The sequence below is a fragment of the Chitinophaga sp. genome, assembly GCF_039596155.1.
Classification (GTDB): domain Bacteria; phylum Bacteroidota; class Bacteroidia; order Chitinophagales; family Chitinophagaceae; genus Chitinophaga.
Window position 1 is genome coordinate 306,923 of the sequence record NZ_JBCNKF010000002.1, and the last position, 25,915, is coordinate 332,837.

Annotated in this window: 16 protein-coding genes; 11 read left to right on the forward strand and 5 right to left on the reverse strand. The window is 46.7% G+C overall.

Annotated features, from left to right (window positions below; genetic code table 11):
• Positions 1-114: 114 nt before the first annotated feature.
• The 4 genes from ABDW33_RS03115 to ABDW33_RS03130 form a co-directional block, all read right to left on the reverse strand.
• Positions 115-573 (reverse strand): hypothetical protein, encoded by a 459-nt coding sequence (locus ABDW33_RS03115; RefSeq protein WP_343688602.1) that lies wholly within the window; start codon positions 571-573, stop codon positions 115-117.
• Between the two features lie 747 nt (positions 574-1,320).
• Positions 1,321-1,794, reverse strand: coding sequence for a hypothetical protein (locus ABDW33_RS03120; RefSeq protein ID WP_343688603.1), 474 nt, complete (start codon positions 1,792-1,794; stop codon positions 1,321-1,323).
• 1,019 nt (positions 1,795-2,813) lie between these two features.
• Positions 2,814-5,123: a GH92 family glycosyl hydrolase gene (locus ABDW33_RS03125; protein ID WP_343688604.1), complete on the reverse strand. Its 2,310-nt coding sequence runs from the start codon at positions 5,121-5,123 to the stop codon at positions 2,814-2,816.
• Between the two features lie 748 nt (positions 5,124-5,871).
• A complete protein-coding gene (locus ABDW33_RS03130; RefSeq protein WP_343688605.1) occupies positions 5,872-7,551 on the reverse strand; it encodes an SGNH/GDSL hydrolase family protein in 1,680 nt (559 codons plus the stop codon).
• Between the two features lie 113 nt (positions 7,552-7,664).
• Here ABDW33_RS03130 and proB point away from each other — a divergent pair, with 113 nt between their 5' ends.
• Positions 7,665-8,699 (forward strand): glutamate 5-kinase, encoded by a 1,035-nt coding sequence (gene proB / locus ABDW33_RS03135; RefSeq protein ID WP_343688606.1) that lies wholly within the window; start codon positions 7,665-7,667, stop codon positions 8,697-8,699.
• Positions 8,700-8,720: 21 nt separating this feature from the next.
• Positions 8,721-9,968 (forward strand): glutamate-5-semialdehyde dehydrogenase, encoded by a 1,248-nt coding sequence (locus tag ABDW33_RS03140; protein WP_343688607.1) that lies wholly within the window; start codon positions 8,721-8,723, stop codon positions 9,966-9,968.
• Between the two features lie 93 nt (positions 9,969-10,061).
• Here the strand turns inward: ABDW33_RS03140 and ABDW33_RS03145 are convergent, their stop codons facing one another.
• Positions 10,062-12,449 carry a glycoside hydrolase family 9 protein gene (locus ABDW33_RS03145; RefSeq protein ID WP_343688608.1) on the reverse strand — a complete coding sequence of 796 codons (2,388 nt, stop codon included), beginning with the start codon at positions 12,447-12,449 and terminating at the stop codon, positions 10,062-10,064.
• Between the two features lie 148 nt (positions 12,450-12,597).
• On the opposite strand from ABDW33_RS03145, the gene ABDW33_RS03150 reads away from it, so the two are divergent.
• The 9 genes from ABDW33_RS03150 to ABDW33_RS03190 all read left to right on the forward strand — a co-directional run bounded on the left by ABDW33_RS03150 (position 12,598) and on the right by ABDW33_RS03190 (position 25,789).
• Positions 12,598-14,055, forward strand: coding sequence for a sodium:solute symporter (locus tag ABDW33_RS03150; protein ID WP_343688609.1), 1,458 nt, complete (start codon positions 12,598-12,600; stop codon positions 14,053-14,055).
• A 1-nt stretch (position 14,056) separates the two neighbouring features.
• Positions 14,057-14,866 carry an N-acetylmuramic acid 6-phosphate etherase gene (gene murQ, locus ABDW33_RS03155; protein WP_343688610.1) on the forward strand — a complete coding sequence of 270 codons (810 nt, stop codon included), beginning with the start codon at positions 14,057-14,059 and terminating at the stop codon, positions 14,864-14,866.
• Positions 14,856-16,049: an anhydro-N-acetylmuramic acid kinase gene (locus ABDW33_RS03160; protein ID WP_343688611.1), complete on the forward strand. Its 1,194-nt coding sequence runs from the start codon at positions 14,856-14,858 to the stop codon at positions 16,047-16,049. Before murQ ends, ABDW33_RS03160 begins: the two co-directional genes overlap by 11 nt.
• Before the next feature lie 136 nt (positions 16,050-16,185).
• Entirely contained in the window at positions 16,186-16,932 is a 747-nt protein-coding gene (locus tag ABDW33_RS03165) for a DeoR/GlpR family DNA-binding transcription regulator (protein WP_343688612.1), read from the forward strand.
• Between the two features lie 454 nt (positions 16,933-17,386).
• A complete protein-coding gene (locus ABDW33_RS03170; RefSeq protein ID WP_343688613.1) occupies positions 17,387-20,497 on the forward strand; it encodes a SusC/RagA family TonB-linked outer membrane protein in 3,111 nt (1,036 codons plus the stop codon).
• Positions 20,498-20,516: 19 nt separating this feature from the next.
• Positions 20,517-21,812, forward strand: coding sequence for a RagB/SusD family protein (locus ABDW33_RS03175; protein ID WP_343688614.1), 1,296 nt, complete (start codon positions 20,517-20,519; stop codon positions 21,810-21,812).
• Positions 21,813-22,088: 276 nt separating this feature from the next.
• Positions 22,089-24,050: a gliding motility-associated C-terminal domain-containing protein gene (locus tag ABDW33_RS03180; RefSeq protein WP_343688615.1), complete on the forward strand. Its 1,962-nt coding sequence runs from the start codon at positions 22,089-22,091 to the stop codon at positions 24,048-24,050.
• 13 nt (positions 24,051-24,063) lie between these two features.
• Positions 24,064-25,083, forward strand: a complete 1,020-nt coding sequence (locus ABDW33_RS03185; RefSeq protein ID WP_343688616.1) for a type IX secretion system membrane protein PorP/SprF — start codon at positions 24,064-24,066, stop codon at positions 25,081-25,083.
• Positions 25,084-25,315: 232 nt separating this feature from the next.
• A complete protein-coding gene (locus tag ABDW33_RS03190) occupies positions 25,316-25,789 on the forward strand; it encodes a c-type cytochrome (protein WP_343688617.1) in 474 nt (157 codons plus the stop codon).
• The last annotated feature ends 126 nt before the right edge of the window (positions 25,790-25,915 follow it).

Sequence of the window (25,915 nt, forward strand, 5' to 3'; positions counted from 1 at the left end):
GTTGTTGAAGTTAGTAAAAGCAGCGTAAAATTTATTTTCAGGAAAAAAACTGCCGGATGAACTCATCCGGCAGTACAAAGTATATCTAATATATAAATGGGGTATATATTATCCTCAGCTGGTCTGTTTAGCCTCGATTTTTACACTTTCAAATGCCTGACCCGCCTGACCAACGCAGGCTGGCGGGCAAATGTAGCCGAAATTGAATGCTACGATCTCAGCACCATTAGGTGTGGAAACATACAGATCTTTATTTTCAGTTTTACCGGTCTCACTAACTTTTTGCTGAGTTGCAACAAAAACGATAGTTTGCCTGTCTTCCAGCAGAATGTTTTCAGGGAATGAAGAAGGATAAACACCCCAATATACTCTGATACCGTCCGCACCAGCAGCTTCAGCTGTTTCGATATAATGTTTGAGTTCGTCCAGACTATACCAAACACTCAGGGAGTCCATTTTACCAAGACGCTCAGAGTTTGCTTTCCACCTGTTTTCCCTGTAATTATTTTTGAGCATGGTAACATGCTTATCGTTTACAAACTGACCGGCTTTCATAATTGTAGCGGCTGACATAAGATACTATTTTAGGTTTTGAAATCTCATTGACAACATAAAACTAATTTAAAACAAATACAGTTATCACTGTAAGTTATTAATAATCATAACATTACAATGTGTATAAATTCGTAATTACTGTCTAATCAATTCATATATGATTTTGTATAATGCAAAAACCGCCCTTTTCTACTCAAATTTCCTGTAAAGATGCAGTATTAATTGCGTTAATAACGGTGTATGTATACCGGTAATTATCGGTGCGGGTATTTTTTTTCTGCTGACTACCTGATTTTGGGTTATTCCTTCAAATGATACAGGGCTATGACGATTCTACTTTAATTCGATGATTTTGAATACCGTGATTTCACGGTTAACAAAAGACCGTGATTTACGCAGTTTATGAATGCGTATTGGTACGTTTCAAGTTGATTCATTGCCGGTTTTTTATCCCTGCGAAATCGTAAAACTGCGACTGTTTATCAGTGGTATAATCTCCAAAAATCTTCTACCAGCATGACTGACAAGCATTTTGCGAATTGCGTATTTATTCGCATGTTATAACAAGTAATTCAAACACTATGAATGTAGCTAACATATTCATCCATCAGGCGCGCTACGTCAACTTTATTTTTAATAATATTGATCAGGCAATTAGCCTGAATGCTGATTTAAAATATTGTACCCTTTGAAAACCCTAAATTGTATTGTCCCCCCCAAAGTACCATAACTGGCCTGCTTTTTAGCAGGCCTTTTCTTTTGTACCTACACCACTTTCACCTCATACTCCTTCAAAGCAGCCACGTCATACAGGAACCGGAAAGCGATCACTGTTTGCAACAATGCACCCGACGTGCGCAATGTAATTTCTGTATCACTTTCAGTTACCCAGTTATTTTGTGCAGCAGGCTCGCCATATAAGTGGCTCAGCCGCATAGCCAGTTGAAAACCAGGTTGATCCGGGTAAATGAAAAGCCTGTTAATAAAGCCGTTCTCGTTCACACCTGCAAAGAGATGACTCAATGCAATCCCATTATCCCTGTGCTCAATAGTACATCTGATCGGCCGGTTGAATACATGGTAAAGATTGGCGTGCGGACTCACGCTGAAATGATGTTTGCCAGTGTATAGGTTAAAAGGGAGCATTCCTGGAATGTGGCCAGGTTTTCGGCCCAGCTGTATGTCGCCAATGCCCAGGTTGTGAAACCTGAAATGGGTTGGTTGCGATGAGGATTTCATATGTGCAGGGTTAGTCATCATAAATTTACGAAATCATTTTGTCATGAGTAACCCCTATAAGTCAGACCCATCCCCCCTGTGATTGTTCGATTCTTCTTTTATGTGTTGCCCCAAAGACATTCAACACTTATTCGCCTGCTGTTCAACTATTCTTCGACTGTTGTTCTCCTGTTCTTCGAGGCTGGTTTGACCGTTGTTCGGTCATTCTACGATTGTTGTCCGACCATTCTTCGCCTGTTCTTCGCCTGCTGTTAGCCTGTTCTTTGAGGCTGGTTTGACCGTTGTTCGGTCATTCTACGATTGTTGTCCGACCATTCTTCGCCTGTTCTTCGCCTGCTGTTAGCCTGTTCTTTGAGGCTGGTTCGACCGTTGTTCGGTCATTCTACGATTGTTGTCCGACCATTCTTCGCCTATCCTTCGCCTATCCTTCGACCGTCCTTCGCCTGTCCTTCGACCATTCTTCGACCGTTCTTCGACCGTTCTTCGACCGTTCTTCGACGCTTCTTCGACGCTTCTTCGACGCTTCTTCGACGCTTCTTCGACGCTTCTTCGACGCTTCTTCGACGCTTCTTCGATGCTTCTTCGATGCTTCTTCGATGCTTCTTCGACGCTTCTTCGACGCTAGTTCGACGCTAGTTCGACTGATCTTCGACTGGCCTCCTCGCCATCTCCACTACCCATTCATCATCCAACCATCCCCCGCCAGTTACAAAAAGCCCCCAAAAAACCTCCAATGCGTCCATCATCCATCAATCATCCACCCATAAGTCATAATTAATTCGTCCATAAGCCCTCATCAACAGCTCACTAAAAGTCCACCAATAGTACACCTGAATATCACCTCAATATCCCACGGATATACAAGTGCCCTTTTAGTGCCCTTATAATGCCGGATTAGTACCCTGATCGTCCCGTACTTCACCCGACGCTCACCTATACCCGACCCGAAATCAAAAAAGGCCACTCCCGGGCCGTTTTTACCCTGAAGTGACCTTTTCGATCTTATATGTTATAACAGCTTATTTCTTCGGCTTTGCCCCCATATAAAACACGAGCTTACCACCCTTCATAATATCCTCATGCGTAATGGAATTACTCAACACCGGCTTGCCATTCAGCATCACCTTCTGCACATACACATTCGTCTCACTCTGATCAGGTGCCTCTACTGTAAATGTATGCCCGTTTTCCAACTGCAATACGGCATTTTTTACCGCCGGACTACCCAGAATATAGGTCGTAGAACCAGGACAAACCGGATAGAATCCTAACGACGTAAAAATGTACCACGCACTCATCTGCCCACAGTCATCATTACCCCCAAGGCCATCTGCCGCCGGCTTATACATCTTTTTCAGGATCATCCTTACCCGCTCCTGTGTCTTCCAGGGCTCACCCGTCCAGTTGTATAAATACGCCGCATGATGAGACGGCTCGTTACCATGTACATAGTTGCCAATAATGCCATCCCGGGTGATATCCTCCGTCTCTGCAAAAAACTCATCAGGCAGGTGCATCGTAAACAGGGAATCCAGGTGTCGGGAAAAGGCCTTCTTATCCCCACGCAGCGCTATCATCGCTGCAGGATCCTGTGGTACATACAAACTGTAGTTCCAGGCATTTCCTTCTATGAATCCCTGGTTATCGGTCTTTAACGGATCGAACTCTTTCCTGAAACTACCATCGCTCAAACGTGGACGCATATATCCTGATGAAGGATCGTATACATTTTTATAATTTTCTGAACGCTTCATAAATTCTGCGTAGATATCCTGCCTGTTCAACTGCTTCGCCATCTGTGCGATGCACCAGTCATCATACGCATATTCCAGTGTCTTGGATACAGACGCACCACTCTTGTCTTCAGGTACATAACCATTGTCCATATAATAACCCAGGCCGTCATAAGTGCGGTGACGTGCCGTGGTTACACAGGCATCCAGGGCCTTATTTGCATCAAAAGGTGCATTGCCTTTTATCACCGCATCTGCAATCACTGATACACTGTGATAACCGATCATACACCAATTCTCATTGGCATAATGTGACCATACCGGCAGCATGTGCTGTGCACTCTGATCATAATGCGCCAGCATGCTCTGTGCCATATCTGCATTGCGCTTTGGCTGGATCACATTGAACAGCGGATGCAATGCACGGTAAGTATCCCACAGGGAGAATGTCGTATAATTGGTAAAGTCTTTCGCCTGGTGAATATTCTGATCCAGGCCCCTGTAGCTGCCATCTACATCCATATAGGTCGTCGGACTAATGAACGCATGATACATTGCCGTATAAAAATTGACCATTTCATCATCGTTCAGCAGTTGTGCATCAATCTTATGCAGCTCCTTGTTCCACAGTGCCTGTCCATCCGCTTTTACTTTTTCGAAATCCCATCCCGGCGCTTCTGCCCGCAGGTTTTTCAACGCCCCTTCTGTGCTTACCGGGGACAACGCAAATTTGATCTTTACTTTTTCCCCCGCTGCAACCTTGAAGTCAAAATATGCACGGATCTGCCTGCCCGCCATTTCCGGGAAGTTATGGTTTGTATCGAACTTCCGCCAGAAACCCCTGTATACATCGTTGGCCTGGTTCTGATGTCCATATTGATAAAATGGCTTGGAGAAAGACATTGCGAAGTACTCGATCCTTGTTCTTGCCCAGCCATTCGTCTGGCGATAACCTGTGATGAGCGTGTCGTTTTCAACTCTTACAAATGTCCATACATTCTTGTTGGCATAGTTATAAATACCCGCCGTCAGATCGAGAATGATATGCGCCTGGTCAGTCGCTGCATCAAAAGTGTATTGGTGAAAACCAACCCTGTTGGTAGCCGTCAGTTCCGCAGTGATATTGTATTTATCCAGCTTCACTTTATAGTAATCAGCGGCAGCCGTTTCATTGTCATGCGAGAATGTACTGCGATAGCCCGTTTCAGGATGGTCAGCAGTACCCGGGTTCAGGTGTAGCTGCCCCGTTGTCGGCATGATGAGAAAATCACCCAGGTCTGAGTGACCCGTACCACTGAAGTGGGTATGACTGAATCCGCAGATGGTCTTATCTGAATACTGGTAACCCGCGCAGTACTTATACACATCCGGATTGTATTTTCCATTCATTTCGTAAGGAATGGTATCCGTGTCGGGACTCAGTTGTACCATGCCGAAAGGCACAGTCGCCCCCGGATACACATGGCCCATTTTGGCAGTACCGATAATAGGTTTCACATAACGGGTCAGGTCTTTTTCCTGTGCCTGTGAAGATTCCTTAGCAAAGAGCGTAACAGCGGTCAACATTGTAAGGTGAAAAGCAAAACGTGCACCCATTGGTTAATATGATTTTTTTTAAGCGTTGTAAAGTACAGGCACGGTTCAAAACACGTGTCACAGTTGGGTCAAAGAGTTTAAATGAAATGTAAATCTATGGGCTGAATGGTAAATCTGCTTTGAATTTGTCCGGGTGTACCATTCGAAGTGCGATTGCGTCTACCATTCCCAATGCTGCCAGGGGCACCATTCCAAATAAGGCGAGGCGTACCATTCAAACCAGGCGAGGCGCACCATGTCAACAAGGCCAGGTGCACCATTCAAATAAGCTAAAGTGTATCACTCAAACAAGGGGAGGCGCACCATGTCAACAAGGCCAGGTGCACCATTCAAATAAGCTGAAGTGTATCACTCAAACAAGGGGAGGCGCACCATGTCAACAAGGCCAGGTGTACCATTCAAATAAGCTGAAGTGTATCACTCAAACAAGGGGAGGCGCACCATGTCAACAAGGCCAGGTGCACCATTCAAATAAGCTGAAGTGTATCGCTCAAACAAAGGGAGCCGCACCATGTCAACAAGGTCAGGTGTGCCATTCCAAATAAGGCGACGCGTATCATTCAAAAAAGACTAGGCGCACCATTCAAAAAAGCCGGCACGCATCATGTCAAACAAGGAGATGTTCACCATTCAAACAACGCTAACGCACACCATGTCAAACAACGCCAACAGGCACCATGCCCAATAAAGTCACATAATACAACGTCAAATAAAGTGAGATATGCTATTTCAAACTTTGCATCACCCGCTATTTCAACCACGGTTGCAGGTAAGCAGCCAGTTTACCATAACCGGTGCCATTGGGGTGCAGCCCATCTGTAAAGAGCGAGCTGTCCGGTGTCTGGTCAGCTTTCAGTAACACCTGCCCGGGATTAATATACTGCACCTGTTGCCTGCCTGCCAGCTGAAGAATAGCCTGGTTGATCCGCATCACTCTTTCTGCCATATCCACACGGGGCAGTATGCCTGCCAGCAGGAGCGTGGCTTTGGGCTGTCGCTCCCGGATGGCAATTACCAATTGTTGCAACCCGGCAATGATCGCCGCATCATCACTCATTTGCAGGTTATTGGTGCCAATCATGATCACTATTTTCTTTGCCTCGAATCCATCGAGTTCATCATGGTACACCCGCCACAGTACATTTTCGATCCTGTCCCAGCCAAAGCCCATATTCCTGGCACCCGCAGGCCAGGAGTCTGTACCCCTGGCGATTGGCCCCGCCGGTTCCCCACCCCAGAAGTGCGTAATAGAGTTGCCGATGATCACCACTTTGGGGGGCGATTGTTGGTTCATGGCCAATTCGGTATTATGACGAAGATCCCAGTCGTACCGGATCAGTTCACGGTATTGACGGCAGGGCATTGTAGTATTTATAGTGCCTGCCGGCTCATGAAGAATCTGCCGCAGGACTTGTGCATAGCCGTTTGCATACTGCTGCATGCCAATATCATTGGGATGTGTACCATCTACCGTACTTTCGATACCTAACCCTAGTTGGCTGGCCGGCAGCAGGTATAATTGTTTTTCCCCGTTCAGCAGTAGTTGTTCATAAGCACGCACCAGGGCTGCATTGCCGGTTATACGACCATGTTCTACCAGCAATACAGGTGTCGCTGGTCTCACTTTCCTGATTTGTTTCACAGCGGTCATTACCCTGTCTGTGATCTCATCAGCAGGCAATCCGGAAATATTAGGCAGGCAGTCCAGCACATATATTTTCGCAGTTATCTCTGTCAGCAATGCGGTGACGGGCGGGTCCAGTTTGCCATTCCCGGCAAAGCCCAGGTTGATCACCGGCCGGTCCATCATCCTATCCAGCAGATTGGCCCAGGCCAGTCCCGGACGGGAAGCACAGGCACCCTGTGCAATAGAAGTGCCGTATATCACGATAGGTAGCTCCCTTCTTAATGGCAGAAAGTGTATACTATCAGCGCCCACAGTACCAATCTCCAGCCATTTGAGTGTATTGTACAGCGGCAAATACAACCGGTATTCTCCTACATCCTTACCCAGTGCTGAAAAGCGGTAGGTGATCGTATCTCCGAAACTGTATTTTCCGGCACTCCATTTCCATTCCCCGTTGGGATCTATACTATACAGGTCCACGCCACTGGCACCTGTAGCCGGCATATGAGGCATGTCCAGTTTCCCGGTCACCACATACCGCACCACCATCTCCGGGGCTGAAGTACGAAACCGCAAAGACAAGCCAGCGCTTTCCCTGGACAGGTTCCAGACTTTGGGCGGAACGGTTTTTTCTGCCCTGGCAGGGAGCCGGTCATACCTGGCGGCCACAGGAAATCCCTGGCCTTCCACCGCGCGAGGTGTATACCAATGCCAGCTGGTGTCAGATTGTGCGTGCAATTGAAAGCTGATCAGGCTGATAAGCGCAATGAGGGCTGTCTTACGCATGTTGTTGTTTTTCATTCGTTTCAATTTGAGCCTTTGTCAAAAGATAGCAACAGGCCCTTCACTTCAAAAATACTTTTTTAAAATAAACTCAGCATTTTGAATAATTTTGGCAACAAATTTTTGGGACAGTGACTAAACCGATACTCGTAATCAAATTTGGATCGGCTTCCATCACACATAAAGATGGAGAGCTGGATGAGACGATCATAGCTTCAATAGCCCGTCAGGTGGCAGAATTACAGGAACAGTACAATATCGTGTTAGTTTCTTCAGGAGCAGTAGCGGCAGGTAAAAAATACCTGCAGAATTACAATGGCACTATCAGTGAGCGCAAGGCGGCAGCTGCTATCGGCAACCCTTTACTGCTCAGTAAGTATGCCCGTTATTTTGCACCTTACAACATCGCCATTGCCCAAAGTCTTTGTGAACGCCGTCACTTCAGTAACAGGCAACAGTTCCTGCAACTGAAAAAAACGTACGAAGAGCTGTGGGCCAGCAATGTCATCCCGGTGGCAAATGAAAACGACGTAGTGAGCGACCTGGAATTGAAGTTTTCCGACAACGATGAACTGGCTACCTTAATCGCCGTAGGCTTTGGTGCTTCTTTGCTGTTATTCAGTACCTCCGTAGGTGGTTTGCTGGATAAATCAGGAAAGGTAGTCCCGGAAATCCCGGAAATCAACGAGTCAATATTATCACTGGCAGATACAAAAAAATCATCAGTAGGCCTTGGAGGCATGGTGTCAAAACTCACCTTTGCCCGCCTGGCTACCAGAATGGGAATAGGTGTGGTGATCTTCGGTATCCACACGACAGATGGCATTCTCAATGCGATAGCAGGTACTACCGGTACCGTATGCCTACCCCAGGAATGTAGTATGCCTGCAAGAAAAAAATGGCTGGCCAGCGGAAGCCTGGTAACAGGCAGGGTACTGGTAGATGCCGGTGCGCTGACTGCACTGCAGAAAAGACGTAGCCTGCTGGCAGTAGGCGTATTAACCGTGCTGGATGCCTTCGAAGGTGGAGAAGTGTTTGAAATCGTAGATGAAGAGCACAATGTAATTGCCGTGGCACGCGCCAAAGTTTCTTCTGATCTTTTATCGGAAGATAACAAACAACATGACCTTGAAATTGCCCATGCAGACGACATCGTGTTGCTGTAGGCAGTTGCAAAAGAAATTAACATGCAAAGTATACATCAGATGCTGGTAGATGCCCAACAGGCTACCAGCGCTATCAAGTCACTGGCCGATGAGCAGCGGCAACAACTGCTGCGCAGGCTGGCCGTGCAAATCACCGCGCACACAACAGCGATCGTAGCGGAAAACAGGAAGGATCTGGATAAGATGGCGGACGAAGACCCGAAGAAGGATCGCTTATTGCTGAATGAAGCGCGTATACAGCAACTCGCAGACAGTGTGAACGAAATAGCTGCCTTACCCGATCCTGCAAATAAAGTGGTTTTGGAACGTACGCTGGAGAATGGCCTGCATGTGCAAAAACGTACAGTGCCATTGGGCGTAGTGGGTGTAATCTATGAATCCAGGCCGAATGTAACCATTGATGTTGCTGCACTCTGTATCCGTTCAGGAAATGTATGCATATTAAGAGGTGGCTCCGATGCATTTTATACCAATACCATCCTGGTGCAGATCATCCAGGAGGTGCTGAAGGAATTCCAGGTAAATGTACATACAGTACAGCTACTGCCCGTAAATCGTTCGCTGATCCAGGAAATGCTGACCGCCGTAAAATATATTGATATCATTATTCCAAGAGGCTCACAGCAGCTCATAGAATATGTACGCGCAAACAGTAAAGTACCTGTTATAGAAACCGGTGCCGGTGTGTGTCATACATACGTAGAAGCAACGGCAGACCTGGAAAAGGCCAGTAGGATAGTGACGAATGCCAAGGTAAGCCGTCCGTCTGTATGTAATTCACTGGATACGGTGCTGGTCGATCAACAGGTAGCCGCCGGATTACTCACATTGTTAGCACCTTCACTGGCCGCCTACAATGTGGAGATCTTTGCAGATGCCCCTGCTTATGAGATCCTGGAAAACTTGTCATATCCACATTTACAACACGCAGCACCGGCAGATTTCGGACGCGAGTTCCTCGACTTCAAATGTTCTATCAAAGTGGTAAACGGGGTGGAAGAAGCATTGAAGCACATACAGGAATTCTCTTCCAAACACTCCGAAGCTATTGTATCCAACAATGCGGCAATCAGTGAACGCTTCCTGAACGAAGTAGATGCGGCAGCAGTGTACGTCAATGCCAGTACCCGCTTTACAGATGGTGGGGTGTTCGGACTCGGTGCTGAGATCGGGATTTCTACACAGAAATTGCATGCCCGCGGACCTTTCGCACTAGAAAAGCTGGTGACAGAAAAATGGTTCGTCAGGGGAGATGGACAGGTTCGTTAAAAACGAACGAACAGGTGCCGATAGAAAAGGACCTGTTCGTTCGGTTGACAGGCAGGTGTGTGCTTATGAAATTATAAGTGCCTGTTTTTTCAGCTAATTCACAGCTTCATTTATCTTTCGGAAAGTATACCCTTCCTTTTTCAAAAAAGTGATCAACTCACCTAAGTGATCATACAATTTATCTTTACGCCGGGGATCAGTGCCTGCATGTATCAGCAGGATCACACCATTCAATCCGTTTTTAAACTGGTAGATGGATGAAAGAATAGTCGCACTGCTCTTGTAAGCAGCACCCATTTCCGGGTAGGTATAATCAGCATTGCTACCTGTACCCGGCGTGAAGTTTACAATCTGCAACCCCATATCAGCCGCCCATTCACCGATCGTATTATTCCACCATTCGTAAGGCGGAATAAAGTATCTCACTTCCGAAGTATCCACGCCCGCTTTTTTCATCTTTGCCAGGCATTGCATCATGTCCGTCCTGAATGCAGCTGGCGTGACCAGTAAACTATCCCTCTTTTTCCAGTCACAGTACAATAAATGCTGATCAGAATGGGGGCCTAAATAGTGCCCATCTTTAATCAACGCACGTACATCGTGTTGCGCATAAAACCTGCCGGTAAAAAAGAAAGAAGCCTTTACCTGTTGTTCTTTTAAAACACGGGATATAGCAGGCAGGCCATCTGCAAATTCATCTGCCGTAAATACCAGTGAGATCTCCTTTTTAGTGGTATCGGTTCTCACAATTCCCCGCTGTACCACCGTATTCCTGCCACTTTCCTGCGCCGCCAGTAAATAGATCAATACCGCCGTACCATCCATGGTAGGTTCATTTGTACTATAGTCTCCAAAGTCATCATGGTATACTGCCAGGTCACTTTGAAAAGGTGCATATTCATCTTCATTTTCGAGTTTAATACCGATCAAACCCTTGTAAATACTGGTATATACAGGGCCGTCTACCAATCCGCCATCTATGGGATATTGTTTTAAATGTGTGAAAGAAGAATGCGGATCAGCAGGTGTATCGCCATTGGCGGGTAGCCCATACACCATAGATGTCCCCCAGGGATTACAGCCAAACAGCCAGTCAAAACAAGCCTGCTCCAATGGCAGGTAAGTATCATCCCCGCTCAGTTGCCGGTACCAATAACATTGTATAGTGAAGGCGGTCGTGAGATTATTACTGCACCATATAAAGGGAATGGCGCGATAGAATGCATTGTGACTGGCTTTCTTCCAAACCCGCTCAATCCCTTCTTTATAAAACCGGATCAGGCTATCTCTTTGTGCACCCTGCAACTGTTTCGCCAGTTCATAATGGCCAGGATTGATAAATGGATACCACTGGTAATGGCGGGCCGTATCTTTCCCTAACCAGGGAGTGACCGGCTCCTGCCTGGCAAAAGCCATCGCATCGGTAGTTTTTGACAACATCGCTGCAGCCAGTTCCATATCATCCACCCAGTTATCTTCTTCATAGAAATAAGGTGATCTGCCGGGAGCGGTCTGACAGACACCGGGATGTTTTAAGCCTAACTGGTACGCGGCAAGGGCTTTACTTTTCATCAACGGAGACGAAAATAACTGTGCTCCCAGGGCGAAACAACTGGCAAATTTTCCCGCGGTAGAAGCCACCCCGGTGGCCCTGTTCTTGTATTTCAATAAACCTTGCGGTTGCCCGGAACAGAAGTAAACAGGGCGTTCCAGTCCATGTTGGTAGAAATTCGTATCCTGCCTGGGTAAGCGCATGCCCTGGTGATCCCTGTCGTCTCCGATCTGGTTAAACATCCAGTCGTCTGCCGGGTACATTTTCAGTAACCAGTCCAGCCCCCATTTCGCCTCATCCATGGCGTCAGAGAAGCCGTTTCTGCCCGGTAAACCATTTGCCTGCAGGGTATCTCCAAACACCCCGGGAAAGTCTCTGCAGGCAGCTAATAAGTGGTAAGTAGCATTTGCCGAAGTCGTGGCATATTGCAAATAATCAGTGGCATCATGCCAGCCCCCGGACACTGCTACAAACGTATCTTTGGGCGCATACACAGCAAACCCGTCGTGGGTATGACAGCTGTCTTTCAAAAACGGGTTAAACCCGCTTCTTTGCTGCCGCATATATCTTAAACAAAATTCTGCCGCACCGCCATATACACCTTCATGGATGGCGAACTGCGGCGACCGGGTATTACCGGTGCGTATATAATATAGCCCTGCCCGCTGTAGCCGGGAAAAATCAAGCCTGCATGTCTGCACAAACGGACCATATGCCCCTGCAGCTTTTCCCGCAGCATGCCTGTATACAACCTTTTGCGTCTGCGCATCAACTACCTCAAAAAATTTTAATGTATCTTGGCCCTTACTGCACCAAACAGCTACTTTCAGGCCTGCAGGCCGGTATCCGAGCTGATTAATACGGATCCAGTCTGCCGTCACCGAAAGATGTAAAAACAGCAGCAACCATAGTATGGATAGTTTTTTCATACACTTATATTTGTCTGTGGAATCAGGATGAATGTAAATTTATTCGTCTTTTTGCATATTATTTTAGTTTTTTTGCGTTTTTCTCTGTAAGTTTATTCGAGGGAATGCGTTTTTATGCGGGTTTATCTGCCAAAATTGTATATCGGTTATGTCACCAGTGCTCTTATTCTCAATTGTCGTCGTTTACTTTATTGTCTTATTGGTAGTAGCCTGGTATACCGGCCGTAATTCCAGTAACGAATCCTTTTTTATCGGGAACCGCAACTCCAACTGGATGTTGGTTGCCTTCGGGATGATCGGTACCTCCCTCAGTGGTGTCACTTTTGTAAGTGTGCCGGGGGATGTGGCTAAAAATTCCTTCTCCTATTTCCAGGTCACCATCGGTTACCTGATAGGTTATCTCGTCATTGCTTTTGTGCTGTTGCCATTGTATTACAGGTTAAAGCTGACTTCTATTTACAATTACCTCGAAACACGTTTTGGTGTAGCTTCTTACAAAACAGGTGCATCCTTCTTTATACTTTCCAGAACACTGGGTGCAACTGCAAGGTTGTATCTCGTGGTAAATATTCTGCAGGAAGCGATCATGAACCAGTTCGGGATTCCTTTCTGGGTAACGACGCTGGTCATCCTGCTCATGATCCTGCTCTACACATTCGAGGGGGGCGTAAAGACCATCGTATATACCGATACTTTGCAAACCACCTGTATGTTGCTGGGCTTAGTATTGTGCACGGCGTATATCCTGCACAGCATGGATATCAGCATGGGAGAGAGTATTAACAGGATGTCACAGCAAGGGATGACAAGGATTTTCTTTGGTGATCCGGATAGTAAGTTATTCTTCCTGAAGCAAATACTGGGTGGTGCATTTATCACCATCACGATGACGGGTATGGACCAGGAAATGATGCAGAAAAATATCTCTGTAAAAACACTGAAAGATGCACAGAAGAATGTAGTGACCCTGTCACTCATCCTGATGGTAGTGCTGCTGTTGTTCCTCTTCCTGGGAGGTTTGTTATACCTGTATGCAGAGCAATTGAATGTGGATGTAAAGGGGGATAAACTCTTCCCTAACCTTGCGCTGAACCACATGCCGGCTTACATGTCTATCATCTTTATCGTGGCCCTGATCTCTGCTTTGTTTCCAAGTGCAGATGGTGCGATCACGGCATTGACATCTTCTTACTGCATCGATATTTTAGGCATCAACAGGAAAGCAGGCCTGGATGAAAAGCAGAAGAAGTCTACCCGGCAGCGTGTGCACCTGGTGTTCACATTTATCTTCCTGTTGTTCGTACTGGTGTTCAAATGGATCAGCAGTGCAAGTATGATTGGGGTGATCCTTACCGTAGCAAGCTATACGTACGGACCATTACTGGGCTTATTCTCCTTCGGTATATTGACGAATCGCCGGGCCAATGACAAGGCTGTACCGGTGATTGCGGTGGTGGCACCATTGGTTTGTTTATTGCTGGATACTTACCAGGCGACCTTACTCGGCGACTTCAAGATAGGATTGGAACTATTACTGATAAATGGTTTGCTGATGTTCACCGGCTTATGGATCTTCTCAAAACCCGCAGAAAAAACTTTATTATAATATGCTTACTACTGAAAGTGCATCCCACTATAATAACCTGGAAAAGATGAGCGTAAAAGCCATCCTGGAAGGGATCAACAGTGAAGACAACACTGTGCCACAGGCAGTCGCAAAGGCGTTGCCGCAAATAGAGCAGCTGGTGACAGCTACTGTAGAACGCATGAAGAAAGGGGGGCGCCTGTTTTATATCGGTGCCGGTACCAGTGGTCGTCTCGGTATACTGGATGCATCAGAATGTCCACCCACATTTGGTGTTGGCTTTGATCTGGTGATCGGGTTGATAGCAGGTGGCGATACAGCCATCCGCAAAGCAGTAGAATTTGCAGAAGATGATAAAGAGCAGGCAGCAAAGGATCTGGATACCTGCCAGATCAATGAAAATGATGTTGTGATCGGGATCGCAGCATCCGGTACTACACCCTATGTAATAGGTGGTGTACAACAAATGCGCGCAAGAGGGATCATGACAGGGTGTATTACCTGCAACACAGCTAGTCCCCTGGCTGCAGCAGTCGACTACCCGGTAGAAGTGCCGGTAGGTCCTGAATTTCTCACCGGAAGTACCCGTATGAAAGCAGGTACTGCACAGAAGCTGGTGCTGAATATGATCTCCACCACCGTGATGATTCAACTGGGCAGGGTAAAGGGCAATAAAATGGTGGATATGCAACTGAGCAATCATAAACTGATTGACAGGGGAATCAGAATGGTGATGAGTGAATTGTCTGTTGATGAAGAAAGGGCAAAACAACTGTTAGAAGAACATGGCAGTATCAGGGCCGCCATCGAAAGCCGCATGCATGAACAGTAATTTACAACGACTTTTTACTATTACGCAAAAGCCGGTCCGGCGTATTATCGGCCTGATGTCTGGTACGTCGCTCGACGGACTGGATGTGGCTTTATGCGCCATCAGCGGCAGTGGCATGGATACCAGGGTGGAGCTGGAACAATTTGATACAGTACCTTATCCCATTGCCGTGAAGGATGAAATACGAAAGATCTTTGCAAAAGAGACCATTTCATTTCAGCAACTTTGCCTGCTCAATCCCTGGATTGCGGAACATCACGCTACGTGGATCTTACAATGCCTGCAGCAGTGGAAAATAGATCCGGCCGAAGTAGATCTGATCGCATCGCATGGGCAAACCGTCTATCATAGTCCGAAGATCCTGCATCAGCAGGCGGCATTTCCCAATGCAACGTTACAGATCGGAGATGGGGACCACATTGCAGTGAAAACCGGCATCATCACGGTAAGCGATTTCCGGCAAAAGCATATTGCAGCAGGAGGGGAGGGGGCACCACTCGCCCTGTACGGCGATTACTGTTTGTTCTCACAAGCGGGAGAAGACAGGATCATGTTGAATATGGGTGGGATTGCGAACTTTACTTTCCTGCCTGGAACGCTGGATGCAAATGCAGTATTCGTGACCGATACAGGACCGGGCAATACCTTGCTGGATGCATTTGCACGGGCGTATTTTAACGTGGAATATGACAAAGATGCGCAGTTTGCAAAGGCGGGCACCGTCAACGAAAAGCTGCTGGCGGCATTGAAAAATAATCCTTTCTTCCAGGAAGGATTTCCCCGTACCACGGGACCTGAACTATTCAACAGGGAATACGTGTATAAGGCACTGCAGGAAAGTCAAACGGATTTTTTAACACCAGTCGATGTCATGGCAACCCTCACACAGTTTAGTGCGGATACCATTACAGCTGCATTGCTCAGCGTACTGGATGCGAATAAATCGTATGCAGTGTACATGAGTGGTGGCGGTGCACACAATCCGTTGTTGGTAGATCTGATCAAAGCACGCATGCCCAACCTGCAGGTAAGCACCACCGGAGAACTGGGAATAGCCGGCGATGCAAAAGAAGCGGTTTTATTCGCTATCTTGGCAAATGAAGCTGTGATGGGCCAGGGAATCAACTTCGGGAAGCCTGGAATGCCGGCGATTACCATGGGGAAATTTTCTTTTCCTGCATAAACCGGCAGGTTTCTCAAAAAATAATGGCTTTAACCAGCAAAAAATGCGGATTTATATTTGGATTTCTGCGTTTTTTTGCTGAATTTCAATTCCAGATCGCACCAATCAATATTTTCAACCAACTAACTACAGCGGGATGCTAAAAGAAGAACGCCACGCGTATATCCTTCACCAGGTGAACTTACATAACAAGGTGCTGTCTTCACATCTGAGTGAACAGATCCAGGTATCTGAAGATACAATCCGCAGGGACCTGGCAGAACTGGCACAGGAAGGCAAGATCATCAAAGTACATGGTGGAGCGTTGTCCAATTCTTTTCATCTCGGTATCACTTCTCAGGATGTATATGCTGTAGAAGATAAAAAGACCATCGCGTTGAAAGCTGTACAGCTTATACAGGATGGTATGTTTGTATTAACAACGGGTGGTACAACCATCGCAGAACTGGCACGTATGCTGCCAAAAGATCTGCAGGCCACCTTTATAACGGTAAGTTTACCGGCAGCTTTTGAATACGCCAATCATCCCAATATCGAAGTGATCGTAATAGGAGATAAACTGGCAAAAGGATCCAAGATCACAGTAGGTGGAGAAGCGATTTCAAAAATTAAGATGATCAAAGCGGATCTCTGTTTCCTGGGGAACAATGCGATGGATGCCAGTGACGGGCTGACGGACAATGACTGGGAAGTAGTGCAGGTAAAGCGGGCAATGATCAGTACGTCTAAAAAAGTCGTCGTGTTGTCCATCTCAGAGAAGCTGGATACAGCAGAACAACTGAAGATCTGTGATGTGGAGGATATCGATATCCTGATTACAGAATTACCACCGAACGCTAAAAAATTACAGCCTTATAAAAAGAAAGGTATACAGATATTGTAGTCGTTATAAACACTTGTGAATAAACTAAAAGGTTATCTCAGGAGTAAGTTGTACCTGATTGAATGCAGGTATTGATGGAGGGATATTTCGTTTAAGAAGATCTTGCACACACATACTTTTGATATAACCTGGAAACCAAATTCGTCGTTTAATGATGGAAAGCTAACCGCTAAGGAAATCAGTAATTCATTTTGCAGGACCGTTGTCGTAAACAGTGAAAGTGTATCGCCTGAAATTGGTGAAAAGGAAGCCATTCCCATTCACAGGTTACCTGTCGTCAAAATTTAATGAAGGGTATTGACTCATTTTGCATTTGATCAAAAAGAACAGCCAGTGAATGGTCAGCTTACCATGCTGAACTGAGTCGTTACAACATCGAAAAAAAAACATTTATCCCTACGGGACATGGGGATAGTATGCCAGGATCTATCGTCTTCACTTTTAAAAATTAGCTATGAGAATGTATCAATTATTCCGGCACGCCAGGTGCAGGTATCTGTTACTCTTCCTTGTCATGCAGTGTTTCACTGCCGCAGCTGCCTTTGCACAGGTAAAGCTGACGGGTAAAGTAACAGACGAAACCGGTACGCCATTGCCGGGAATCACTGTTGCCATCAAAAATACCAGATCAGGTGCTATGACAGATGTGGATGGAAACTTCGTGATCAATGCTGATCTGAATCCCGGTACCTATACCGTGAGTTTTTCAGGTATCGGTTTCACACCAAAGCAAAGTGAACTGGTAATTGGTACGGGTAAAACTTATACATTAAATACTACACTCAGTTCATCCGTTTCAAAACTGGATGAAGTAGTGGTGACAGGTACTTCTGCAGGTACCACCCGCAAACAGCTGGGTAGCTATGTGAGCACAGTGAAAGCGGCAGAACTTTCCAAAGGTGCTACCGGCAACGTATTGGCTGCATTACAAGGTAAGACCATGGGTGCACAGATCACACAAAACTCCGGTGACCCTGCCGGCGGTATCTCCGTAAAACTGCGTGGTATCAGTACGATCTCCGGTTCTACCGATCCGCTTTACATCATCGATGGGGTGATCATTGATAACTCTACTACCCGTGTCACCAACGCAGATGCCAGCTATAACGGCGGTACCTCTGTGGGTAGTGTCGGGCAGAACCGTATGGTAGATATCAACCCGAACGATATTGAGAGTATTGAAGTATTGAATGGTGCAGCAGCATCTGCGATCTATGGTAGCCGGGCAAACGCCGGCGTGGTACAGATCTTTACAAAGCGCGGTGCCGATGGTGCGCCTATCGTTAATTTCAGCACCAGTTTCAATGTAAACGAACTGCGTAAGAAACTGGATGTAAACGAAGCACCTACCAAATTCGGCGGTGATCCTGCTACCTCCACACAGACGATCCTGACACCTACTATCACCAATACCACCAATGTAAAACGTTACGATTACCAGGATTATATCTTCCGTACCGGCGTAGGTTCTGACAACAACATCTCCGTTACCGGCGGACAGAATAAAACCAAATACTACGCTTCAGCAGGGTATCTCTACAACCAGGGTATTGTGAGAAATACTGACTTCAATCGTTATAGCTTCCGTTTAAACCTGGATCAGGAACTGAACAAATGGATCAGCTTCAACGCCAGCATGAACTACATTTATAGCAAATCAAATGAGAAGCCCGATGGTAACTCTTTCTTCTCACCTACCAACTCTGTCACTATCATTGGTAACTACTATGACATCTGGGCAAGAGATGCACAGGGCAATATTCAGGCAGTAGGAGAACGTGGCCGTGTGAACCCGGTTTCCGTAATTGAAGACATCAAACAGCAGCAGCAAACGAGCAGGATCATCGCGGGGGCGGGTATCAAACTCAAACCCGTGAAGAACCTGACTATCGACTATCATATGGGTATTGACAACTACAGTCAGGATGGTACTACCCTCATTCCTCCTTATGCGTACAATGTAAGCGCCGGCTTCTTTGGTGGCGGTGCTTCCCTGGACCCTACACAGAATGGTTATGCCAGCACAGGTAACAACAATTCCTTCCTGCTCAACCACGATGTGAACGCAACATACACTGCACAGATCAGCAGCCGGTTGTCCTCTGTAACGCAGGTAGGGTTCTCTCAGCAGTATTCCAGAATGCATTACTCCCTGCAACAGGGTCGTGGTCTGCCTCCTTACGTTACCACTGTAAGTGGCGCCGCTACCCCTATCACAGGGTATGATCAGCGTACGGAAACTTCTATCTCCGGGGAGTATATCCAACAGAACTTTAAATACCGCGATCAGTTCTTCGTAACAGGTGCATTGCGCGTGGATGGTTCATCTGTATTCGGTGAGTCAGAGAGGAATCAGCTGTACACTAAACTGAGTGGTAGCTATGTGATCTCCGGCACTGATTACTGGAATAACCTCGGAGTATCTAAATGGTGGAACCTGTTCAAACTGCGCGCAGCGTACGGTGAGTCTGGTAACCTGACAGGCATTCCTGCTTACGGCCGTTATAATACTTATAATGCTGTCGCATTTGTAGGGGCAGCTTCCTTCACTTCACCAACTACTTATACCAACCCGAATGTAAAACCAGAAAGGCAGAAAGAACTGGAAATGGGTACTGACCTTGCCTTCCTGAACAGTCGTGTGAACCTGTCTGTGAACGTATATCGCAAACGTGTGAATGATCTGCTCATCAGCCGCGCAATCGCGCCGACTCAAGGTTACTCCAGCAGCCTGGATAACATTGGTTCACTGGAGAACAGGGGGGTGGAAGTCCTGCTGAGTGGCGCACCCGTGAAGACAAAAGATTTTGAATGGAACCTGACAGCTATCTGGAATCACAATAGAAACAAAGCACTGAACATCGGGCAATCCCTGATCCTGTACAGCACAAACAGTGGTGCACCGGTAGCGATCGCTAATGGTCAGCCAATCGGTTTCTTCTATGGCACCTTCTTCGCAAGAGACGCGAATGGTAACCAGGTAAAGAATGCCAACGGTATTCCGCTCACAGAACTGGGTACTCAAAATGGCCCTATGAATTATACCACTGGTCGTGATGCGAACGGTTTACCAACAGGTTCCTCCCTGCAAAAGAAAATAGGAGATCCGAACCCGGATTGGACCGGCACCCTGACGAACGATTTCCGGTACAAAAAATGGAACCTGCATACACAGCTCGATGCCGTACAGGGAGGCAGCGTATTCAATGCTGACTTCAGAACCAGGCAGGGTGTGGATAATGGTAAAATAGCAGAACAGGAAGACAGGGGCCAACTGCCTCGTGGTTACATCGCCGGTGTATACGCTATTCAGGAATGGAGAATTGATGATGGCTCTTTCGTAAAACTGAGAGAATTATCATTGAGCTACAATATTGGCAAAGTAAAAGGTATCAGGGATCTGACAGTGAGCGTGGGTGGCAGAAACCTTTACTCATGGGATCATTACAAAGGATACGATCCGGAAGTGAATGCAGCAGGTCAGAGTACAATACTCCGTGGTATTGACTTTGGTACCGTACCTGCTCCAAGAACTTACAACGTAGCGATTCGTGCCAAATTCTAAACCATCAAAAAGGAGATTCATGAAAAGGTATATCAATAATTATAGCAGGTCTATTCTGGCAGGGATCCTACTTTTCACTGCTGCATCCTGCAAAAAAGATTATACAGATCCTTCCGGACCTTCTACCGGCAACGCATTCAATACCCCGAATGCACTGACGGATGTAGCGGTAGGTTTACAGAACTGGTACACAGCTAACAGAACAGGGAATGTGTATACCAAAATAGCTGCAGCCAGTCTGCTTACCGGTGAGACCTATGTGGTAAACGCCGGTAATACAGATGAGAACCAGTTGTACCAGGGTGGTACCAATGTACAAAACACCAATTCGATTGTAACAGGTCTGTGGACTGTCAGCAACAAGATTATATTCGATGCCAACAATGTCCTGAGTCATGTAGACGCAGTAGTAACTGATAAAAGTTATGCGAGCGGGCTCATTGCCTACACCTCCATCTGGAAGGCACTGGCCATGGGCGATATGGCGGAGTTCTGGGAACAGATCCCCGATACAACGGGTAAGAATGTTCCTTTTATTACCAGTAAAGCTGGTTATACCAAGGCAATTGCCATCATTGACAATGCCCTTGCTAACATCAGTGCCAATGCAGTGAGCAGTACTTTTATTAAAAATATCCCTGCAGGGATGGATCTGCAAAACACACTGTATGCGCTGAAAGCGCGCTACGCACTGTTTTCGGGTGATTACGCCACGGCCTTAGCCGCAGCGAACAACGTGACACTCACCACGACCTCTACGTATAACTACAATTCACTGACCACTAACCCGATCTTTACACTGGTAACGGCTACCAACAACATCTACCAGGTCACAGACTCTACCATGAGCCTGCCGGTAGGCTTACGTCCGGATGCGAATGATAAACGTTATCCTTTTTATGTAACGATCAGCAGCAGCCCGCGCTTCCGTATCAAAGGTTTCTACAACTCAGTGTCACAGGCCATCCCTGTCTACCTGCCCGGAGAGATCACATTGATCAAAGCAGAATGTTATGCCCGCCAGCATGATATCACCAATGGGCTGATCGAACTGAATAAAGTAGTGACAAAAACTGCATCGCAGGACGCATTTGGAGTGGGAGCCGCCTTACCGGCAGAAGTAGCAGTTACAGAAAGTGATTTACTGGACCTGATCTACAAACACCGCCGTATCGAACTGTTCATGGGAGGACTGGCGCTGGAAGACGAACGTCGCTTTGGCAGACCAGTTACAGAACGTAAGCGTTCTTATTTCCCTTATCCATTCGTAGAGCGGAACGACAATACCAATACGCCAACCGACCCATCGTTCTAATAAACACTAAAGTTCAATCTGAAGCCGGCTGCATACTTTGCGGCCGGCTTTATTATTTATTCGTCTATAAATTCTGTCTTTCTGCATATTATTTTACCTTATTACCTGTATAGAGATATTTTTGTCCTGCCACTCAACCTAACATTCTGTTAATCTCAATGCATTCCGGGTATTAGCTCATACTGTATTTATTAAAAAAATAAGGAAAGACGGCGCACAGCCGGCCTTAAAACCAACATGAGTGGATACCCCTTTCCAAGCACTATACCTGTTATAATGATCATTGCTATCTTAATACGTATGCCTGCAAGCATGCACACCTGTTTGAAATGTTGGCTGCCGGTGGTGTTGCTGCTACTTTGTTCTCCTGAAATGAAAGCACAGCTGTGCACGGGAAGCCTGGGTGATCCCGTGGTCAGTATCGATTTCGGATCCGGTACCGCTGCCTTTGGTGGTGCACTGGCTTCGGGTATTACCACCTATACCTATGTCGCAAGGGCTTTTCCCAGTGATGGCTATTATACAATTGAAAGTTCTACTGCCAGTTCAGGATCTGTATGGTGGAGTACCACCGATCATACAGGCGGTGGATATATGATGGTAGTGAATGCAGCGACATCCGTACAGGATTATTTTTATAAGAAGACAGTCTCCGGTTTATGCGGAGGAACGACCTATGAATTTGCCGCCTGGATTGTCAACCTCCTGCGTTCGCAGGACAATAATCCGCCAAATGTTACCTTCTCTATTTTGTCAACAGACGAAGCGACTACTTATGGTAGTTATACGACGGGCGCTATCCCCCTCACGACCGGCGGCGCTGTCTGGAAACAAATTGGTTTTTACTTCACCACTCCTGCAGGGGTGACCGATGTAGAAATCAAGATCAGTAATAGCAGTCCCGGGGGAGCACCAGCCAATGACCTTGCACTGGATGATATTACTTTCCGTGCCTGTGGCCCTACCGTGACAGCATATACCAGTGACGGGGCCTCTTCTAAAGAAATATGTAAAGACGATGCGACCGTGTTCACATTCAATGGGACTGTTTCCAGTGGATATACCAATCCTGCTTATCAATGGCAGGTAAGCACTGATGGCGGAACTACCTGGACAGATATCAGTGGGGCAACCAGTACCACCTATGTACGTGCACCGACAACAGCCGGCACCTATTTATACCGCATGTCCGCCGCTGCTGCTACAAACATCGGATCATCCGGTTGCCGCGTTAGCTCAAATACAATTACCATACAGGTAGATGATAGTCCTGATCCACAGGCCGGCAGCAATAACCCCGGGTGTGAAGGCGATACATTGGAATTGACTGCTACTGCTTTTTCCGGTGCTACCTATAGCTGGACGGGACCGAACGGATTTACCAGCAGCGCCCAAAATCCGGTGATCAATGGTGTGACCACCGCAAACAATGGCGATTATATCGTCACTTTAACAACAGCGGTGGGCTGTAGTAATAAAGATACAACCAGCATCGAAGTCAATCCCGCCCCCGTTGCAGATGCAGGAGAAGATCAGCAGATCTGTGAAGGGGCAACGGTGACGCTGGAAGGTAGCGGCGGCAGCACCTACTTATGGACACCTTCGGCGACATTAACAGATGCAACAAGTGCGACTACGAACGCATCCCCCACAGATACAACGTCGTATGTCTTAACCGTGAGCAATGGTACCTGTCATGCGTATGATACCGTTACCGTCAATGTATTGAAACTACCAACCGCCAATGCTGGTCCGGATCAGCGCATCTTTGAAGGAGAGTCGGCGCAATTGGCCGGAACAGCTGGTGGCACAGACGTGAGCTATGCCTGGACACCTGTTTATAATATCACCGATGCCACAATCCTCCATCCCGTAGTCACACCTACTGAAGACACTACTTATACGCTAACGGTTACTTCCCAGGTGGGATGCGGAGAAGCTACTGATGATGTATTCATCCGGGTGTACAAAACGATTGTTATCCCGAATGCCTTTTCCCCTAATGGCGATGGTATCAACGATACCTGGAAGATTGAAAAACTGGAAACGTATCCAACGGCAGATGTCAATGTATTCAACCGCTATGGGCAGCTGGTATTTCATAGTACCGGCTATGGCAAGGCCTGGGATGGTACTTACAACGGCCAGCCATTGCCTGTAGGCACTTACTATTATACAATAGATCTGAAAATTGGATTCGGAACAAATCCCAGCGGTTGGGTAGTGATCCTACGATAAGAAAACCAGCAATATGAAGAAAGTTATCATTTCAGGTATCAGCATGCTGCTGGCTATAAATGGATATGCACAGCAAAAGCCACATTATACGCAGTATATACTCAATCAGTATATCATTAACCCCGCATTGTCAGGCATTGAGAACTATATCGATGTAAAGGTGAGCCATCGCCATCAGTGGACAGGATTGAACGGGGGACCAGTGACCACCTACGTAACTGTGCAGGGACCGATCAATAAACAGGATTACCGTACCACGGCTACTTCTTTTGCCGTACCGGGTGAGAATCCCCGTGGTCAGCGGTACTGGGAAAACTATACAGCCGCCGCTCCTCATCATGGTGTGGGTATGCAGGTGATCAATGATGTAACCGGGCCACTGTCAAACCTGAGTTTATATGGAACTTATGCCTATCATATTGGTCTGACACCGCGAACAAATTTGTCAGCTGGTTTTGGGGCAGGCTTCAGTCGCTTTAGCCTCAACAGCGCTTCCCTGAACTTTAATAATACCACGGTAGACCCCGTGGTATATACCAGCGGTATCCTGAATAGAACAAAATTTGATATGACCGCAGGGTTATACCTCTATTCGGCAGACTATTTTATCGGGTTATCCGCCCAGCAGATCGTGCCCAATACCCTGAGCTATGCTGACCATACCATTACAACCGAAACGGGTAAAACGGTGCCCCATATCTTCCTGACGGGTGGTTACCGGCTGCTGCTGACAGAAGACCTGAACCTGACTCCTTCCCTGATGCTTAAATATATTCACCCCCTGCCCATACAGGTAGAAGTGAATACGAAATTGCAATACCGGGACCTGATCTGGGTAGGAGCCAGCTATCGTCATAAAGACAGTTTTGCAGGTATGGTGGGGTTCAATATCTCTAATACCGTGAATCTCGGGTATGCTTATGACAATGGAACAACTGCGCTGGCAGCCTATAACCGCGGCACCCATGAACTGGTGCTGGGATTCATCCTGGGTAATAAATACGATGATAGTTGTCCGAAAAATGTGTGGTAACAACCTTTGATCGAAACGTTAAATATGTCACCAGGATTCGGCTACAAGTGTGAAATGAAGTAATTTTCCAGCGCCTTTTTCTTAAACCTACAACTGAAAGCCTGTCCATTTATAGGGGCAGGCTTTATTTTATCAGGAAATGTCATCCATTCGTCATAATAACTTTTGTTATATCTGTCTAGTTTCCTAAATTTCCTACCGGAAGCTTATTACTATTACCAAACCCATGGTCATGAAATTCAAGAAGTCCCTTATAGTGCCACTGTCGTTAGTATTGGCAGTCACGCTCTGTTCACTTTCAATGCCGCCTGAGGAGAAGGCAAAGAACCTGAAAGTTTTGCCTAAGAACATCAGCCATGATGAACTGATGAAAACCATGCGCGCTTTTAATAAGTCATTGGGCGTAAAGTGCGATTTTTGTCATGCTCATTCCAAAGACGATCCTAAAAAGATGGATTTTGCCAGTGATGTACTGGAAGAGAAGGAAACGGCCCGGGATATGATGAAGATGACAATGCGCATCAACAAAAAGTTTTTTAAATCCGGTAAGGATGAGAATGGTCAGCAGATCATGACGGTTACCTGCTACACCTGTCACAATGGTCAGAAAGAGCCGGTGGCTACCCCTCCGGGTATGGACAAAGGACCTCAGGGACCTCCGCCAGCTGTTCATGATACCCCGCCACCACCCCCACAAAATCACTAAAGATTTGTTCCGGCCGGAACTACCTGCCGGAACAAACTTGTTTAAACGCATAATTTTTATATCTTTATCACCACTACTCTCTCCCCAGGTTCTTTTAAAATATACCCTCACACAACTAAACAGATT

Excerpts from the sequence above, each read along its gene's own strand:
- ABDW33_RS03115 (WP_343688602.1), bottom strand. The coding sequence starts at position 573 with ATGTCAGCCGCTACAATTATGAAAGCCGGTCAGTTTGTAAACGATAAG.
- ABDW33_RS03120 (WP_343688603.1), bottom strand. The coding sequence starts at position 1,794 with ATGAAATCCTCATCGCAACCAACCCATTTCAGGTTTCACAACCTGGGC.
- ABDW33_RS03125 (WP_343688604.1), bottom strand. The coding sequence starts at position 5,123 with ATGGGTGCACGTTTTGCTTTTCACCTTACAATGTTGACCGCTGTTACG.
- ABDW33_RS03130 (WP_343688605.1), bottom strand. The coding sequence starts at position 7,551 with ATGAAAAACAACAACATGCGTAAGACAGCCCTCATTGCGCTTATCAGC.
- ABDW33_RS03140 (WP_343688607.1), top strand. The coding sequence starts at position 8,721 with ATGCAAAGTATACATCAGATGCTGGTAGATGCCCAACAGGCTACCAGC.
- ABDW33_RS03145 (WP_343688608.1), bottom strand. The coding sequence starts at position 12,449 with ATGAAAAAACTATCCATACTATGGTTGCTGCTGTTTTTACATCTTTCG.
- ABDW33_RS03150 (WP_343688609.1), top strand. The coding sequence starts at position 12,598 with ATGTCACCAGTGCTCTTATTCTCAATTGTCGTCGTTTACTTTATTGTC.
- murQ (WP_343688610.1), top strand. The coding sequence starts at position 14,057 with ATGCTTACTACTGAAAGTGCATCCCACTATAATAACCTGGAAAAGATG.
- ABDW33_RS03160 (WP_343688611.1), top strand. The coding sequence starts at position 14,856 with ATGAACAGTAATTTACAACGACTTTTTACTATTACGCAAAAGCCGGTC.
- ABDW33_RS03165 (WP_343688612.1), top strand. The coding sequence starts at position 16,186 with ATGCTAAAAGAAGAACGCCACGCGTATATCCTTCACCAGGTGAACTTA.
- ABDW33_RS03170 (WP_343688613.1), top strand. The coding sequence starts at position 17,387 with ATGAGAATGTATCAATTATTCCGGCACGCCAGGTGCAGGTATCTGTTA.
- ABDW33_RS03175 (WP_343688614.1), top strand. The coding sequence starts at position 20,517 with ATGAAAAGGTATATCAATAATTATAGCAGGTCTATTCTGGCAGGGATC.
- ABDW33_RS03180 (WP_343688615.1), top strand. The coding sequence starts at position 22,089 with ATGATCATTGCTATCTTAATACGTATGCCTGCAAGCATGCACACCTGT.
- ABDW33_RS03185 (WP_343688616.1), top strand. The coding sequence starts at position 24,064 with ATGAAGAAAGTTATCATTTCAGGTATCAGCATGCTGCTGGCTATAAAT.
- ABDW33_RS03190 (WP_343688617.1), top strand. The coding sequence starts at position 25,316 with ATGAAATTCAAGAAGTCCCTTATAGTGCCACTGTCGTTAGTATTGGCA.